At 64.3% G+C, this 16,471-nt stretch carries 13 protein-coding genes; 10 read left to right on the top strand and 3 right to left on the bottom strand.

What is annotated here, in order from left to right; all coding sequences use genetic code 11:
- Nucleotides 1-14: 14 nt before the first annotated feature.
- Nucleotides 15-896: a ParA family protein gene (locus AAGW05_RS14675; RefSeq protein ID WP_411805296.1), complete on the bottom strand. Its 882-nt coding sequence runs from the start codon at nt 894-896 to the stop codon at nt 15-17.
- A gap of 192 nt (nt 897-1,088) precedes the next feature.
- On the opposite strand from AAGW05_RS14675, the gene AAGW05_RS14670 reads away from it, so the two are divergent.
- Together AAGW05_RS14670 and AAGW05_RS14665 are read left to right on the top strand one after the other, a co-directional pair.
- Nucleotides 1,089-1,823: an ATP-binding cassette domain-containing protein gene (locus tag AAGW05_RS14670; protein ID WP_411805295.1), complete on the top strand. Its 735-nt coding sequence runs from the start codon at nt 1,089-1,091 to the stop codon at nt 1,821-1,823.
- A 4-nt stretch (nt 1,824-1,827) separates the two neighbouring features.
- Nucleotides 1,828-3,501 carry a DUF6297 family protein gene (locus AAGW05_RS14665; RefSeq protein ID WP_411805294.1) on the top strand — a complete coding sequence of 558 codons (1,674 nt, stop codon included), beginning with the start codon at nt 1,828-1,830 and terminating at the stop codon, nt 3,499-3,501.
- An 85-nt stretch (nt 3,502-3,586) separates the two neighbouring features.
- On the opposite strand, the gene AAGW05_RS14660 is transcribed toward AAGW05_RS14665, so the two are convergent.
- Entirely contained in the window at nt 3,587-4,969 is a 1,383-nt protein-coding gene (locus AAGW05_RS14660; protein WP_411805293.1) for a cation:dicarboxylate symporter family transporter, read from the bottom strand.
- Nucleotides 4,970-5,080: 111 nt separating this feature from the next.
- Here AAGW05_RS14660 and AAGW05_RS14655 point away from each other — a divergent pair, with 111 nt between their 5' ends.
- The 4 genes from AAGW05_RS14655 (at nt 5,081) to AAGW05_RS14640 (ending at nt 9,931) form a co-directional block, all read left to right on the top strand.
- Entirely contained in the window at nt 5,081-6,766 is a 1,686-nt protein-coding gene (locus AAGW05_RS14655) for an ATP-binding protein (RefSeq protein ID WP_411805292.1), read from the top strand.
- Nucleotides 6,763-7,464, top strand: a complete 702-nt coding sequence (locus AAGW05_RS14650; RefSeq protein ID WP_411805291.1) for a response regulator — start codon at nt 6,763-6,765, stop codon at nt 7,462-7,464. The genes AAGW05_RS14655 and AAGW05_RS14650 overlap by 4 nt, the downstream gene beginning before the upstream one ends.
- A gap of 82 nt (nt 7,465-7,546) precedes the next feature.
- A complete protein-coding gene (locus AAGW05_RS14645; RefSeq protein WP_411805290.1) occupies nt 7,547-8,497 on the top strand; it encodes an endonuclease domain-containing protein in 951 nt (316 codons plus the stop codon).
- A 150-nt stretch (nt 8,498-8,647) separates the two neighbouring features.
- Nucleotides 8,648-9,931: a dicarboxylate/amino acid:cation symporter gene (locus AAGW05_RS14640; protein ID WP_411805289.1), complete on the top strand. Its 1,284-nt coding sequence runs from the start codon at nt 8,648-8,650 to the stop codon at nt 9,929-9,931.
- A 104-nt stretch (nt 9,932-10,035) separates the two neighbouring features.
- Here the strand turns inward: AAGW05_RS14640 and AAGW05_RS14635 are convergent, their stop codons facing one another.
- Entirely contained in the window at nt 10,036-11,934 is a 1,899-nt protein-coding gene (locus tag AAGW05_RS14635) for an AMP-binding protein (RefSeq protein ID WP_411805288.1), read from the bottom strand.
- Between the two features lie 189 nt (nt 11,935-12,123).
- Between AAGW05_RS14635 and AAGW05_RS14630 the strand changes: the two genes are divergently transcribed.
- From AAGW05_RS14630 to AAGW05_RS14615, 4 genes are read left to right on the top strand one after another with little or no spacing between them, the layout of a single operon-like run.
- Nucleotides 12,124-12,798, top strand: coding sequence for a GntR family transcriptional regulator (locus AAGW05_RS14630; RefSeq protein ID WP_411805287.1), 675 nt, complete (start codon nt 12,124-12,126; stop codon nt 12,796-12,798).
- A 7-nt stretch (nt 12,799-12,805) separates the two neighbouring features.
- Nucleotides 12,806-14,326 (top strand): MmgE/PrpD family protein, encoded by a 1,521-nt coding sequence (locus tag AAGW05_RS14625; protein ID WP_411805286.1) that lies wholly within the window; start codon nt 12,806-12,808, stop codon nt 14,324-14,326.
- Nucleotides 14,327-15,256, top strand: coding sequence for a methylisocitrate lyase (gene prpB / locus AAGW05_RS14620; RefSeq protein WP_411805285.1), 930 nt, complete (start codon nt 14,327-14,329; stop codon nt 15,254-15,256). It begins immediately after the preceding gene.
- 19 nt (nt 15,257-15,275) lie between these two features.
- The gene (locus AAGW05_RS14615; protein ID WP_411805284.1) at nt 15,276-16,412 is read left to right on the top strand and encodes a bifunctional 2-methylcitrate synthase/citrate synthase; all 1,137 of its coding nucleotides are present in this window, start codon (nt 15,276-15,278) and stop codon (nt 16,410-16,412) included.
- The last annotated feature ends 59 nt before the right edge of the window (nt 16,413-16,471 follow it).

Raw genomic sequence — 16,471 nt, 5'->3', positions numbered from 1 at the left:
GTGGTGACCTCAAGTTAGGGCGAGCCACCCCGTGCGATCAGTTCCTTGGCCAGGCGGCGGTAGGACTCGGCGCCCTGGTGGTTTGCAGCGTAGGAAGTGATGGGTTCAGCCGCCACAGATGCGTCGGCGAACTTGATGGTGCGCTTGATGACCGTCTCGAAAACCTTGTCGCCGAAGGCCTCAACCAGGCGGGCCAGGACCTCTCGGCCGTGCAGGGTTCGGGCGTCGTACATGGTGGCCAGCACGCCGTCGACCTGCAGGCGAGGGTTCAGGCGATCCTGCACCTTGTCGATGGTCTCCACCAGCAGGGCAACCGCGCGCAGGGCGAAGAATTCGCAAATCAGGGGGATGATGACGCCGTGCGCGGCGGTGAGCGCGTTGACAGTGAGCAGGCCGAGGGAGGGCTGGCAGTCGATGAGAACGACGTCGTAGTCGTCCTCAACCTTGCGCAGCGCGCTGGCGAGGACCTGCTCGCGGGCGACCTCGTTGACGAGCTGGACTTCAGCGGCCGAAAGGTCGATGTTGGCAGGGAGGATGTCGATGTTCTGAACATCCGTGTGGATGATGGCGTCGCGGATGTCCACCTTGCGGTCCATCAGCACGTTGTATACGGTGATGTCCAGCTCGTGAGGGTTCGTGCCAAGACCTGCGGACAGCGCGCCCTGGGGATCAAAGTCAACGAGCAGGACCTTGCGGCCGGCTTCTGCCAGCGCGGCACCTAAGTTGATGGTCGATGTGGTCTTTCCCACGCCGCCCTTTTGGTTCACCATCGCAATGATGCGGGCCGGGCCATGGGAGGAAAGGACCGGAGGTTCGGGGAATTCCGTCAGGGGACGCCCGGTGGGGCCCAGTACATCCTCGCCGGCGAGTGCCGTTGCACCCTGCTCGTTGCTCACCTGTCAGTCCACACTTTCGCCGCTAATTAACCCACCACTGCCATCTACTAGGTTACCGGCTCCCCGGGGCATGTTTTGAACATTTCCCCCTGACGGGTTTTGAGCCTTGACCCTCAAGCTGAAGCTTAACGTTTCCCTGGGTGGGTGCCGGTCCGCCTTTCCCTGCCCCGAGCAAGCCTATACTTCCAAGTGATGAGCAAAGCAACCAGTCCCTCCCCCAGCAAGCCCGAACGCCGCCAGGATGTGGTGCGTGCAGAGAAGTTGCAGGCGGGCTATTCCGGCAAGGCCGTCTGCGGCGTCGTCAGCTTCAGCCTGCATGCCGGCCAGGCCCTGGCCCTGGTGGGTCCCAACGGCGCGGGCAAGTCAACGGTCGTCAAGACGGCTGTCGGCCAGCTCGAGGCCGTCTCCGGAACGACCCTGATCAACGGCGCCGAAGTTGACGACAGGACCCTTGACTTCCGCCGCGAAGTTGCCGTGGTTTTTGACGATGACGCCTTCTTCCCGGCCTTGACGGTTGAGGAACACCTGGCCATTGTTGCCGCAGGCCACGGCGTCCATGACGTGGAGGAGGTCATTGAGGGCGAACTTGAATTCTTCGGGCTGACGGCGCAGGCCAAGTCCAGGCCGTACAACCTATCCTCGGGTCAACGGCGCCGCATGCTGTTGGCTTCGGCTTTTGTGCGTCCGCGTTCACTTCTGGTCCTCGACGAGCCTGAGCAGCGCCTTGACACTTCCATGCGGCACAAGCTGGCGACGCGTTTGCGGGCGGAGGTGGATGCGGGACTTGCCCTGCTGCTTGTCACCCACGACCCCGAGTTCCTCTCAACCGTGGCGACGAAGGCGTTGTTCATTGCCGACACCATCCACGCCATGACGCCCAAACAGGCCGCCGTGGCCATCGCCACCGAGAACCCGCACGCGGACTAGCGCCATGGCCATACAGACAAGTCAGCGCTTCAGCGCAAGGGAAATCCGCCAGTACACGTTCAGGGCGGGCCTCAGCCGCACCCAGGGCGGCCTCATGGAACTCGTATCTGAGGTCTACACCTCCATCCTCGGCGGCCTGACGCTGCTGACAATGGCCGGGGCTCTCATTGTCGCCCTGCGCCACAGCCTCGGAGTGGGCGACGAATCGGCGCTGCTGGCCCATGCGGTCGCGCCGGGCTTCCACTCGGTCACACTCCAACAGGCAAGCGCCACAGTGCTGCTCACGCTGGCCGCGGCCCTGCTGTCGGTTGAAATGACCATGGGCCCCATTGCGATGACGCTTCCGCAAACCGCGTGGTGGCTGGGGCTGCCCGTCCGCCGTCGTGGTTTCATCCAGCCCGGCTTCCTGAAGTCCATGCTCTGGCCGACCATCGCTGCCATCATCGTGGTGCTCCCCTTGGCCCTTGGCATGTCGGCAAATCCGACGCCCGGGCGAATTGCGCTGGCCGCGTTGTGCGGCGCGGGGCTGGCCTGGCTGCTGTACGGCCTGGCGTCCTGGTGCCAGATCACAGGATCCGGCGCGTGGCTGACGAAGGGTATGGGTGCCATCACCGTGATTGCCCCGCTGACCCTCGTCGCGACGGCGCTGTATAACAATGTCGCCGGGACCGGGGCCCTCACTGCCGAGCAGACGGCCTGGATGCAATACCTCCCCACGAGCTGGCCCTTGCTTGTGGCCGGGGGCGCAACCTGGCCGCTGCTGGTCGTGGCCCTTGCGCTGGGGCTGCTTGCCCTGGTGTACGTGAACCTTGAACGCATCCCCACGCAGGCGTTGAAGGCGAGTGCCGCGGCCGGCGCCTATGCCGCCAGCTCACTGCTCTCCATGGATGCCACCGAGCTCTCCCGCTCGCTCAGCACCGGCCCGTCGACGAGCAGCAGCAAGCTGCGGTTCAAGCTGGTCTTCACCAGAGGCACGGCCCATGCCCGGAGCATCAAGACGCTCATCAGCACCCACGCCACGATGGCACTGCGGTCCCCCGCCACCTTGCTGCGCGTCCTGGTGTTCGCGGCCATTCCGGCGTCGCTTGCGTCGGTTGAGTTCCTGGGAAATGCCATCCTGATTGCGGTGGCCGCGTACCTGTGCGCCCATTTCTCTGCGATGGCATTGGGTGCCACTGCCCGATTCTCTGCAGGCAACCCCGCAGTTGACATGCTCATGCCGCTGCCGGCCAAGACTGTACGGCTGGTCCACTACGTGGTTCCAGCGGCTGTCATGACGTTGTGGGCCCCCGTCTGTTTTGGGCTGCTGCTGGCCCTGGGGGTTGGCTCCCCGGCCCTGTTGATCCTGGCAACCTTCGCCGGCCCCGGGCTGGGAGCGGCAACCCTGCGCGCCGCCTTCAGGCCCACCCCGGACTGGAATATGCCAGCCGTCGCCTCCCCCACAGGCCCCATCCCCACGGGCGCCATCAGGTCCTTCCTGATTGGTCCTGACCTGACGCTCATTGTGCTGCTTCCCGTGCTGATTTGCCTGATCTCCGGCGGTGTTCCCCTGATTGCTTTCCCCGCCCAGCTCACACTGACCTGGTTGGCCTTCCTCTGGGGCACCCATGTCCGCAAGCCGAAGTCGGCCAAGGACGGCGGCCTGTTCGGCACACCGCCCGCCGGTTCGGCGCAGTAGGCCCACCTCGTTGAGGTTGGAGATAATGACGCCTCGGGAGTGGTTCGAGGTGTCATTATCTCCAACCTCAACGAGGTGGGGAAGCCTAGACTGTTGCGGGAATGCGATTCACATCCGCGGATGCCTTGTTGCCGGGCGCTCCCCCGTCAACGTCAGCGGAGGGCCGGGTGCCGTGCTCGTCGTCGGACATGTTGATCTCATCGAAGGGGTCGCGTCCTGCCAGGACTTCGCGCGCCTTGTCGATGTCCAGCTCCTTGGTCCACTTGCCAATTAGCAAGGTGGCTACGGCGTTGCCAGTGAAGTTGGTCAGGGCGCGGCACTCGGACATGAACTTGTCGATGCCCACGATCACACCCATGCCGTCGAGCAAGACCGGCTTGTGGGCGGCCAGACCGGCAGCCAGCGTTGCCAGGCCGGCGCCTGTGACACCGGCGGCACCCTTGGAGGCAATTACCATGAAGACCAACAAGCCAATCTGCTCGCCGAGATTCATCGGCAGGCCCATGGCCGTGGAGATGAACAATGCACTCATGGTCAAGTAGATGGCGGTGCCGTCAAGGTTGAAGGAGTAGCCGGTGGGGACGGTGATGCCTACAACAGGCTTGGAAACGCCGGCGTGTTCCATCTTGGCCATCAGGCGCGGGAGGGCTGATTCGGAGGAGGATGTTGCGAAAATCAGCAGGTATTCACGGCCCAGGTAGCGCATCAGGGTGAAGATGTTCAGGCCGGTTACCAGGCGCAGGAGGGACCCCAGGATCACCACAATGAACAGTGCGCAGGTCAGGTAGAAGGCGCCCATGAGGATGGCCATGGAACCAATAGCGGCCCAACCCGTTGCCCCCACGACGGCGGCAATGGCACCAAAGGCGCCTACCGGCGCGAGCCACATGATCATGGTCATCAGTTTGAACACCACTTTTTGGATGTGCTTGACACCGTTGAGGACGGGCTCCCCGGCCTTGCCGAGGGACTGCACGGCGAAGCCAACCATGAGCGCCAGCACCAGGGTGGGCAGCACGGGGATGTCAGCGGGGATCATCTCCATCAGGAACTTCACCGTGGCGTTTTCTTCCGTACCTCCACCGGCCTTGTACGGCTGCAGGTGCAGACCGGCGCCCGGGTGGATGATGTTTCCCACCAGCAGCCCAATGGCCAGGGCAACAGTGGACATGGTCATGAAGTACAGCAGCGCCAGGCCGCCTACCTTGCCAACCGTGGCCGCCTTGGCAATGGAGCCAACACCGATCACCAGCGTGCAGAAAATAATGGGTGCAATAACCATCTTGATCAGTGCAATGAACATGGTACCCAGAGGCTTGAGCGACTTGCCCAGCTCAGGAGCCATCAGGCCGATCGCCGCACCCAGGACCACGGCGGCGATGACGGCAATATAGAGCCAATGGGTCTTGTCCATCCTGCGCCGCGCGGGCTTTGCAGTGCTGACGGTCCCTCGTCCTTGAGAGCTCATAGTGACTCCTTGTGTTGCTGGTGATTAGCATTGGTAGGTGGCGTGCGATCCGCCTCACACCAGATTGCCCCTCGGCGTGACTTATCTCACCGTTGTGTTCATATTGGTCGTATGAAAGGGTTCACAGTGTTTTGGCGCGGCTGGAGTATTGCCCGCAGGTTGTTCGTCGCCAACCTGCTCTTTGTGGTGCTCCTGACCGCAGGGTTTGCCGCATACATGGTGTCCGACGCCGGCTCCCGCACTTATGAGCAGACCCGCCAGCGCATGCTTGCTGTCGCCACGGCAATTGCAGATTCCCCTGCCGTCATTGCGGCCGCCCAGAAACCGGACCCGACAACAACGCTGCAGCCCTACGCCGAGTCCGTCATGCGCGATGCCCACGTCGATTTCATCACCATCATGGATCCTTCCGGTGTGCGGTGGACCCACCCGAATCCGGCGGAAATCGGCAAACCCTATGTAGGGTCGATTGTTCAGGCGCAGGCTGGGAACACCTACTTTGAAACCACCGCTGGCACCTTGGGCCCCTCGGTACGTGTCATTGTGCCCATCAAGAACTCTGCCGGGACGGTGCAGGGCATGATTGCCGCCGGCGTGACGGTGAGTAACGTCCAGGTTCTCGTGGCGAGCCGTCTCCCAGCCGTTCTCGGTCTGGCCGCGGCCCTCTTGCTGGCTGGATCCCTGGCCGCGTGGGCCCTGGGCAGGTACCTCAAGCGTGTGACGTTTGGCTGGGGGCCGGCAGAATTGGGCCAGCTGTTCGCCTACTACGAATCGGTGCTGCATTCAGTGCGTGAGGGTTTGGTGCTGGTAGATACGCACGGAACCATGGTTCTCTACAACGACCATGCCACCCTGCTGCTGGGGATCAAGCCGCCCCCACCCGGAGAAAATCCTGTCAGCCCATCGGGGTCAGGCACATTGGAGCCGGGCGCAGCCACGGCCGCGCAGCCGCGTCTGGACACCCTGGGGCTGCCCGATTCGCTCCGAGAACTGCTCCAAAGCGGGCGGAGCGCCACCGACGAGGTCCACGTGGCCGGCGACCGACTCCTGGTTGTCAGTCAGCGCCCGGCTTGGACACCCGGAAGCAATGCCCCTGCCGGTACTGTGGCCACCTTGCGTGACCACACCGAATTGACGGCCCTGGCCGGCAGTCTCAGCAGCACGCAGACCTTGGTGGAGGCTCAGCGTTCACAGACCCACGAGCATGCGAACAGGCTGCACGCCATCATCTCGCTGATAGAACTTGGCAGGCCCCGGGAGGCTTTGGACTTTGCCACGGCCGAACACGGCGAGAACCTTCGGCTCGGCGGGGACTTTGTCGAGGCCCTGGACGAGCCTTTTCTGGCCGCACTGCTGCTGGGCAAGCTTGCCCAGGCGGATGAACACGGGGTGCGGCTGGAACTCACGGCGTCGGGCACACTGCCGCCGCAGACTATGGATACGCGCGAACTCGTGACCCTGCTGGGCAACCTCGTGGACAACGCGATTGATGCCGCGGCCGGCCACGGTGAGGACCCCACTGTCTGGGTGGACCTGTTGGTGGCCGACGGGGAGCTGACCATCACGGTCGCGGACAACGGCCCGGGCCTGCCCACGACAGACCTGGACGTGCTGGGCAGGATCGGCACCACTGGCAAGACATCGGCGGCCCCGGGCGGCCGCGGCTACGGCGTTGCCCTGATGAGGCGCGCCACCGCTGCCCTGGGAGGCACCATCTCAGGCGAGAACGACGGCGGCGCCGTCATGACCGCCGTCGTGCCGCTTGCCCCCTCCACCGAGGCGGGGCGGAAACCATGAGCGGATCCACGCCAATCCGTGTGCTCGTGGTGGACGATGAGCCGATAGCACTGGCCGCCCACGCCGCCTATGTGCGGCGACTGGAAGGCTTCGAGGTTGTGGCGGAGGCGAATGGCATGGGGGCGGCGCTGGCCGTGCTTAACGATCCCGCCATGGGATCCATCGACTTGATCCTGCTGGACATGAACCTGACCGACGGCCACGGATTGGACCTGCTGCGACGCATCCACGGGCTGGGGCTGGTGCCGGACGTCGTGGCAATCACTGCCGTGCGGGAGGTTCATGTGGTGCGATCAGCCGTCGCCCTGGGCATAACGGCGTACCTGATCAAGCCGTTCGCCTTTGCCGCCTTTCGGGAGAAACTGGAGAATTACCGCAGCTACAACGCGGTGCTTGCCGACAGGTCCCAGACCTCCCAGGATGCGATTGACAGGGCCTTGTCGCAGTTGCGTCCCACGGGAAAACTTGCACTCCCCAAGGGCATGCTGGCCGAGACGCTCCGTTCCGTGTCCGACTGGCTGCGGACACACCCTGGCCCCGCCTCGGCAACGGAGGTGGCCGCGGGGCTAGCCATGTCCCGGGTCACGGCCCGTCGGTACCTGGACCACCTGGTCGAGACGGGGTCCGCCGGCAAGGCCCCGCGCCATGGTTCCCCCGGCAGGCTCGAACTCGAATACAGCTGGTCCCGCCCCCGTTGAGGTTGGAGATCATGACGCCTCCACGATACGGGGCTGTGGATAACTCCGGACGGCATTGTTGAATTTCGGTCAGACTTTGTTCATGACCAATTCCCAGCCCTTGCCGGAATGGATCGGTGGACGAACCTTCACCTTGAGGGAATCCGACGGGTGTGGCGTCAAACGCCGACGGACAACCGGCAAGGACCTTCACACACCCAGCCGCGGAATCCGGGTGCCCTGGGGAATTGAGCAGGATCTCGAATGCCGCATCCGCCCCATCCTTGAGGTGACCCCGGGTGGGATTGCCAGCCACAGCACTGCGGCGATGCTCTGGGGAATTCCACTGCCACCGTGGCTTGCCGGTGGTTTCGCCGTCCATGTCTCCCGGGTCGCGGTCAAGAGCCCACCGTGGCGCGCCGGGGTGGCCGGGCACCACACCCGGTTCAAGGCAGGTGAGGTTGTCAGGCTCAATGGCATGCCGGTGACATCGCCGCTGCGCACGTGGTTGGATCTGGCCGCCATGCTGGATTTGGACGATCTTGTGGCGGCCGGCGATTTTCTGGTGTGCGAACACGACCGGATTTTCGGGCCGCGACGCGAGCCACTCGTGCCCCTCACCGCCATCAAGGAAGCCGTCAACCATGAATTCCACCGGCGCGGCATCGTCAAGGCGAAGGAGGCTGCCGAGCTGATCCGCATCGGTGCGGACTCGCCGCCTGAAACCAGGATCCGGTTGGCCCTGGAACGCGCCGGCCTGCCCGTGGCGACCCTCAACTTCGTGGTGGTGGACCTCGAGGGACACTACGTCTCGTGGCCGGATTTGGCGTTCCCGCAGTGGAAGCTCGCCATCGAGTACGACGGCGCTCATCACCTGAGCGGGCGCCAACAGGACATCGATTCGGCACGGGACAAACTGATGAAGCGATTGGGCTGGCGGCAGCTGAGAATCACCAAGGACATGTTGGACGCCGACGGTGACATGGCCGTCGTCGCCCTTGCGAAGGAAGCACTCCACGCCCAGGGCTGGAACGGACCACTCACCCCTCGGTGAGGCGTCATTATCTCCAACCTCAACGAGGCGGGGGGAGGGACGGATTACGTGCTCTGGCCCACACCCCGTACTATTGCTGAGGCGTGTTCTGCGCCACAGCCGCGTCGCACCACCCCCGCGCGCGACAAAATCGTCGACCCGAGGACCACAATGAAACTACTAAAGTCGATCCCCCTGCTGGGCTGGATTGTCCTGGCCATCATCCTGGGCATCCTCACCGGCCCCATCATGCCCGCGTGGCTCGGCGGGGTCTTCCTGACTTACAACTCGATCTTCTCCGGATTCCTCGGCTTTATTGTGCCGCTGATCATCTTGGGGCTCGTCACGCCGGCCATCGCCGAGCTCGGCAAAGGCGCCGGAAAATGGCTCGGGCTCACCGCCCTGATCGCCTATGGCTCGACAATCCTCGCCGGCCTGCTCGCGTACTTCGTGAGCCGCTGGCTGTTCACCCAGACTCTTGCCGGTGGCGGCCTGGCCTCCATCAGCGAAGGTCCCGGCTCCGGCTTCACCCCATTCCTTACCGTGGTTGGCGCCGCAGGCGGATCGGCGACTGAGATCGTGCTTCCGCCGGTGATCGGCGTGATGAGCGCCCTCGTGCTCGCGTTCGTGATCGGCATTGGCGTCACAGCCTTCCACAGCAAGGTGATCTTCCGCGGCGCCGTCGAATTTCGCACGATCATCGAATCAGTGATCCGGCGCATCATTGTGCCCGCGCTGCCGCTGTTCATCTTCGGCATTTTCCTTGACCTCTCGGCGAGCGGTTCGGCCATGACAATCGTCACGAAGTTCCTGCTCGTGGCGCTCGTGTCCTTCGCGCTGACGTTCGTCGTCCTGCTGGCGCAGTACTCAATTGCCGGTGCAATGAACGGGATCAACCCACTGAAGGCACTGTGGAACATGCGCGATGCTTACTTCACGGCGCTGGGCACATCCTCCTCGGCCGCAACGATTCCCGTAACGCTTGCTTCGACCAAGGGAAATGGCGTCTCCGACTCAGTGGCGGGCTTCGTTGTTCCGCTGTGCGCCACGATTCACCTCTCAGGTTCAATGGTGAAGATCACCTGCTTCTCGATCGCGGTGCTCCTGCTCACCGGCGGCGACGTATCGTTCAGCGCCTACCTGCCCTTCATACTGATGCTTGGCGTCATGATGATCGCCGCCCCTGGCGTCCCCGGCGGCGCGATCGCCGCAGCGGCGGGGCTGCTCGCGCAGATGCTCGGCTTCGGCGAGGTCGAGGTGGGTCTCATGTTTGCGGCGTACATCGCCCTCGACAGCTTCGGTACTGCCACGAACGTGACCGGTGACGGTGCGATCGCGCTCATCATGAACAAGCTCACGCGCGGCCACCTCGGCACGCAGGCCCAGGATCCCCTCGATGAGAACGTGGAACCGGCGAACGGCAGCGAGGCCCAGGAACACACCCTGGCCCTGTAGCCCGGAACCACACTCGCACAGCCCACAAGCTCCTGGCGTAGCCGACAAAAGATTCGGCAACGTCAGGAGCTTTCGTGCATCAGGGCGCCGAAACCCGGCCTCAGCTAGCGTGGGCGCAGGACCGGCATGAGCGCCTCAATCACGGAACCGTCCTCGATGGTCGATGGCACCACGTAGTCGTCGCCGTCGGCAATCTGGCGCATGGTCTTGCGCAGAATCTTCCCCGAACGGGTCTTGGGCAGCGCGTCCACCACCACTGTGTTCTTGAAGTCGGCCACCGGGCCGATCTCCTTGCGGACCAGGGCAACCAGTTCCTTCTCCAACTCCGCCGGCGTGATGGAAACCCCTGATTTCAGGACAACGAACCCCACGGCCATCTGCCCCTTGAGCGCATCGGCAACACCGATGACGGCGCATTCGGCCACGGCCGGGTGCGTGCCGAGCACCTGCTCGATGGCCCCCGTGGACAGCCTGTGCCCTGCCACATTGATGACGTCATCCGTGCGACCCATGACAAACACGTAGCCGTCGGTGTCGACGTAGCCGGAGTCGCCCGTCGCGTAGAACCCCTCAAAGGCGCTGAGGTAGGAGTCAACGAAGCGTTGGTCGTCGTTCCACAGCGTGGACAGCGTGCCGGGCGGCAACGGCAGGCCAAGAACAATGTTCCCCTCCTCCCCCGGCGCCACATCAACGCCCATGCCGTCGAGCACGCGAAGGTCGAAGCCGGGCATCGGCAGGCTTGGTGAGCCGGCCTTGATCGGCTGCGGGTCAAGGCCGCGCGGATTTCCAACGATGGCCCAGCCCGTCTCGGTCTGCCACCAGTGGTCCACGACCGGCACCCCGAGCACCCTGCCCGCCCAATGGTAGGTGTCGATGTCCAGCCTCTCGCCCGCGGTGAACAGCGCTTGGAGGCTGCCGACGTCGTACTTCTTCAGCAGCTCAGCCTCAGGATCCATCTTGCGAATGGCGCGCAAAGCGGTGGGCGCGGTGAACAGGGCCTTGACCCTGTGCTGCTCGATGACGCGCCAAAACGCACCGGCGTCGGGCGTGCCCACGGGCTTGCCCTCGTACATGAGCGTCGTGGCACCGGCCAGCAGCGGTGCGTACACAATGTAGGAGTGCCCCACCACCCAGCCGACGTCCGAGGCCGTCCACCAGACATCCCCCGCGCCGATGCCGTAGTGGTTGGCCATGGTCCACAGAAGTGCGACGGCGTGTCCGCCGTTGTCGCGGACAACCCCCTTGGGCGTCCCTGTCGTCCCTGAGGTGTACAGGATGTAGAGCGGGTCGCCAGATTTCACAGGCACCGGCGAGGCTGGCACGGCGACTGCGAGCGCGTCATCCCAGTCGACGGCGTTCAGCCCCAGGGCTGCGGGGTCGGCGGCGAAACCGTCCCTGTGCTTGATGATGACAGGCAGGCCAGGGGCATCCGCCTTGGTCAGTGCCTCTTGGACGGTGGGCAGGTATTCAACCCGACGATTGGGCTCGAGGCCCCCCGATGTTGTCACAACGGTGGCCGGCGCGGAGTCCCTGATGCGCACGGCGAGTTCACTGGCGGCAAATCCGCCGAACACCACAGAGTGGACGGCTCCGAGGCGGGCGCAGGCCAGCATGGCGATGGCAGCCTCGGGGATCATGGGCATGTAGATCAGGACCCGGTCGCCACGCCCCACGCCTTGGGCGCGCAGGACGCCGGCGAAGAGCGCCACCTGCTCGGTGAGTTCCCTATAGGTGTACACGCGCTGCGTGCCCTCCATGGCTGAATCGTGGATGAGCGCCGGCTGGTCGCCGCGCCCGGCTGCGACGTGCCTGTCGAGGGCGTTGTGGCAGGTGTTGAGCTCACCGTCGGGAAACCACCGGCAGCGGGGTGCGGGCTCCTTGTTGTGGGCCCGCGCCGGCTTGACCGTCCAGTCAACAGCCTCCGCGGCCTGCAGCCAGAACCCCTCGGGATCGCTGATGCTGCGCAGGTATTCGTCCTTGTAACGTGTGGCCTTCACTGCCATGGCGCTCTCCATCCGCATTGATGTGACGCGCCCCATGCTACCGGGAGAAGCCGGACGGGAACAAGGGTTAATGTATACATACTTCATGAAACATCCCGCGTTTCGCCGTTAATTGTCCGAAAAGACTATGCTTTGTATACACTGGCACTGTATTATGTTTCACATAGTCCAACCACCGAGGGAGGTTCCATGCGGGCAAGCGAACGCGCCTATGCCACGTTGCGCAGCGACATCATTGACTGGCGCCTGACCCCCGGCACGGTGCTCGGCGAGGTGGAGCTTTCCGAACGGCTTGGCGTATCACGCACCCCCATCAGGGAGGCGCTGGCCAAGCTGACTGCCGAAGGGCTGACGGAACCGCAAAGCGGCCGCGGCATGGTCGTGAGCCAGATTTCCCTTGACCACCTCGGCGAGCTCTTCGAACTCCGTTCGGCCCTTGAATGCCGTGCGGCGGAACTGGCAGCGCGGCGCTGCGACCCTGAGGTCTTCAAGGCCCTGCACCGCAAGCTCACCAACGCCGGCGAGCTCATCACCGACGAGGACCCCACCCGCACCGACTACTACAGGCTGGCTGGTGAGCTGGACAACGCCGTGGATGCCGCCGTCGGAAACCACTACCTCAACCAGGCCCTGAAGAACCTGCGCGTCCACCTTGTCAGGGTCAGGCGCCTTGGCAAGGACAACCCTGCAAGACTCCGAGATGCCGCACGGGAACATGCCGCGATCGCGCAGGCCATTGCCAACGGCAACTCGGCGGTGGCCAGCGCGGCAACCACCGTCCACCTGGACAACAGCCTGCGCCACCTGCTGAGCACCTCACCCCAAGAGACTTTTCCCTCAATTTTTCAGACACTTAAGCGATAGGAACACCATGACAGTCGATCACAACGTTCGTGTATACAAGAGCGAAGAGAACCTGGGCCGCGAGGACCAGCTGGCCTACAAGATCGCCAAGGTTGCCGCCGACCCCGTGGCAGTCACCGCCGAGGTCACGGACATGATCATCAACCGCGTGATCGATAACGCCTCGGTGGCCATTGCCTCCCTGAACCGCGGGCCCATCGTTGCAGCCCGCGCCCAGGCCCTGACCCACGCTCCCTCCACCGGTGGCGCCGGCGCCTCCGTCTTCGGCATCACCGAAAAGGTCTCCCCCGAGTGGGCGGCCTGGGCCAATGGCGTTGCAGTGCGCGAGCTCGACTATCACGACACGTTCCTGGCCGCCGAGTACTCCCACCCGGGCGACAACATTCCGCCGATCCTCGCCGTCGCCCAGCACACGGGCGCCTCGGGGGCGGACCTGCTCCGCGGGCTGGCCACCGGCTATGAGATCCAGGTCGACCTGGTCAAGGCCATCTGCCTGCACAAGCACAAGATCGACCATGTTGCCCACCTGGGCCCCTCCGCCGCAGCCGGCATCGGCACCCTGCTGCACCTCGAGGTCGAGACCATTTTCCAGGCCGTCGGCCAGGGCCTGCACACCACCACGGCAACCCGCCAGTCACGCAAGGGCGAGATCTCCACGTGGAAGGCACACGCCCCCGCATTCGCAGGGAAGATGGCCGTTGAGGCTGCGGACCGTGCCATGCGCGGGCAGACCTCCCCCGTGCCGATTTACGAGGGCGAAGACGGTGTGATCGCCTGGATGCTCGATGGGCCCGACGCCCAGTACACGGTTCCCCTGCCGGCCGACGGCGAAGCGAAGCGCGCCATCTTGGACACTTACACCAAGGAGCACTCGGCCGAGTACCAGGCACAGGCCTGGATCGACCTTGCACGCAAGCTGCACGGGGAGCACCCGGAGGTCACGGACCCGGCCAACGTTGCCAGCGTCCTGATCAAGTCCAGCCACCATACCCACTACGTGATCGGCTCAGGCGCCAACGATCCCCAGAAGTACGATCCCACCGCCTCACGCGAGACCCTTGACCACTCCATCCCGTACATCTTCACCGTGGCCTTGCAGGATGGCGCCTGGCACCACGTTGACTCCTACTCCCCCGAGCGTGCCGGCCGCCCCGACACGGTCGAGCTGTGGCACAAGGTCACCACCGAGGAGGACGCCGAGTGGACGCGCCGTTACCACTCCCTTGACATCGCCGAGAAGGCCTTCGGTGGCACCGTTGTCATCACGCTGAACGACGGCACAGTCATCACCGATTCAATCGCCGTCGCCGATGCCCACCCGCTTGGTGCCCGCCCATTCGCCCGTGAGCAGTACATCAACAAGTTCCGCACCCTGGCAGCGGGCCTGGTCGATGAAGCGGAGATCAACCGCTTCATCGCTGCCGCAGAGAAGTTGCCGGAACTGGCCGCGGGCGAACTTGACCAGCTGAACATCACGGCAGCCCCGGGCGTCATCGACCTGGCATCTGCACCCAAGGGCCTGTTCTAAATGCTGTACTCCAAGAAGACAGCCGAGCAGAAGCGCCGTGACCTGCGTGCCATGCTGGTCCCGGGTGCTGCCCGCCAGTTCCCCGGTGCGTTCAACCCGCTCTCGGCCCGCCTGATCGGGGAAAAGAAGTTCGACGGCGTCTACATCTCAGGTGCCGTCCTCGCCAACGACCTCGGCCTGCCCGACATCGGCATGACCACCTTGACCGAGGTTGCGACCCGCGGCGGGCAGATTGCCCGGATGACGGAGCTGCCGTGCCTGATCGATGCCGACACCGGCTTCGGTGAGCCCATGAACGTGGCCCGCACCATCCAGGAACTTGAAAACGCAGGCCTGGCCGGCTGCCACATCGAGGACCAGTTCAACCCGAAGCGGTGCGGCCACCTCGACGGCAAGAACATGGTCGATCTGGACACGGCGGTCAAGCGCATCGCCGCAGCCGCCGACGCCCGCCGCGACCCGAACTTCCTGATTATGGCCAGGACAGACATCCGCGCCGTGGAGGGCCTGCAGGTTGCCATCGAGCGGGCCAAGGCCCTTGTCGACGCCGGTGCTGACGCGATCTTCCCGGAAGCCATGAAGTCGGTGGCCGAATTTGAGGCCGTGTGCAACGCCGTGAACGTCCCCGTGCTTGCGAACATGACGGAATTCGGCAAGAGTGAGCTGTTCACCCGGGATGCGCTGGCTGCGGCCGGCGTGGCCATGATCATCTATCCCGTGACGCTGTTGCGCAGCGCGATGGGTGCGGCCGAGCGGGTCCTTGACGCCATTGCGGCCGACGGTACCCAGGAAGCGGCCGTTCCTGACATGTTGACCCGTGCCCGCCTCTATGAATTGGTGGACTACGAGGCGTATAACCAGTTTGATACAGGAATTTTTAATTTCCAGGTCCCTGGCCTGGACATCAACAGCAACAACAAGAATCTGTAGGGACAAGGGAGTGCCAACCGTGACTGAAGAAGAAGTACGCAAGGGCCTTGCCGGGGTGGTTGCCGACTACACCGCAATCTCCAAGGTCAACCCGGAGTCCAACTCGCTGCTGTACCGCGGCTATCCGGTGCAGGAACTGGCAGCCAAGAAGTCCTTCGAGGAAGTTGCCCTGCTGTTGTGGACGGGGGAACTGCCGACCGAGGCCGAGCTGACGGTGTTCGAGGCGTTCGAACGGGCCAACCGCTCACTGGATGCGCAGGTCAAGGCTGCCATTGACCTGCTCCCGATTGACTGCCACCCCATGGACGTGGGCCGCACCGCGGTCTCCGTGCTGGGCGCCGGCCACCCCTTGGCGCAGGACTCCTCCCCCGAAGCTGAACTGGACAAGGCCAAGTCCCTGTTCGCGCAGTTCCCGGCGGTTGTCGCGTACGACCAGCGCCGCCGTCGTGGTTTAGGTGCCGTGGAACCCCGAGCCGACTTGGACTACCCGGCCAACTTCCTGTGGATGGCCTTTGGCGAGGAAGCGGCACCGGACGTTGTGGATGCTTTCAGGGTGTCCATGGTGCTGTACGCGGAGCACTCTTTCAACGCCTCAACGTTCACGGCGCGCGTCATCACCTCGACGCTCTCTGACCTGCATTCTGCAGTGACAGGTGCCATCGGCGCGCTGAAGGGCCCGCTGCACGGCGGCGCCAACGAGGCCGTCATGCACACCTTCGACGAGATCGGCATCCGCGCCGAGGAGTCCCGGGAGGAGGCTGCCGCCCGCGCCAAGGTGTGGATGGAGGACGCGCTGGCCGCTAAAAAGAAGGTCATGGGCTTTGGCCACCGCGTCTACAAGAACGGTGACTCCCGGGTGCCCACCATGAAGGCTGCCCTGGAGCGGATGATCGCCCACTTCAACCGGCCGGAGATGATGGGCCTGTACGACGGCCTCGAACAGGCCATGGAGGAGGCGAAGGCCATCAAGCCCAACCTCGACTACCCTGCCGGGCCCACGTACCACCTGATGGGCTTTGACACCGACATGTTCACGCCCATCTTCATCGCCTCGCGCATCACCGGCTGGACGGCGCACATCATGGAGCAGCGTGGCGCCAACGCGCTGATCCGCCCGTTGAGCGCCTACAACGGTGTGGACGAGCGCCACGTGTAGAGCGACTGCTTGGAAAGTTCGACGCCGCCGCCCGCCGCCCGCTGTGGGTGCGGGCGGCG

The sequence above is a fragment of the Arthrobacter sp. LAPM80 genome (assembly GCF_046736435.1).
Classification (GTDB): domain Bacteria; phylum Actinomycetota; class Actinomycetes; order Actinomycetales; family Micrococcaceae; genus Specibacter.
Note: the sequence above shows the minus strand (reverse complement) of the source record. Positions and strands in the feature narration are given on the sequence as shown.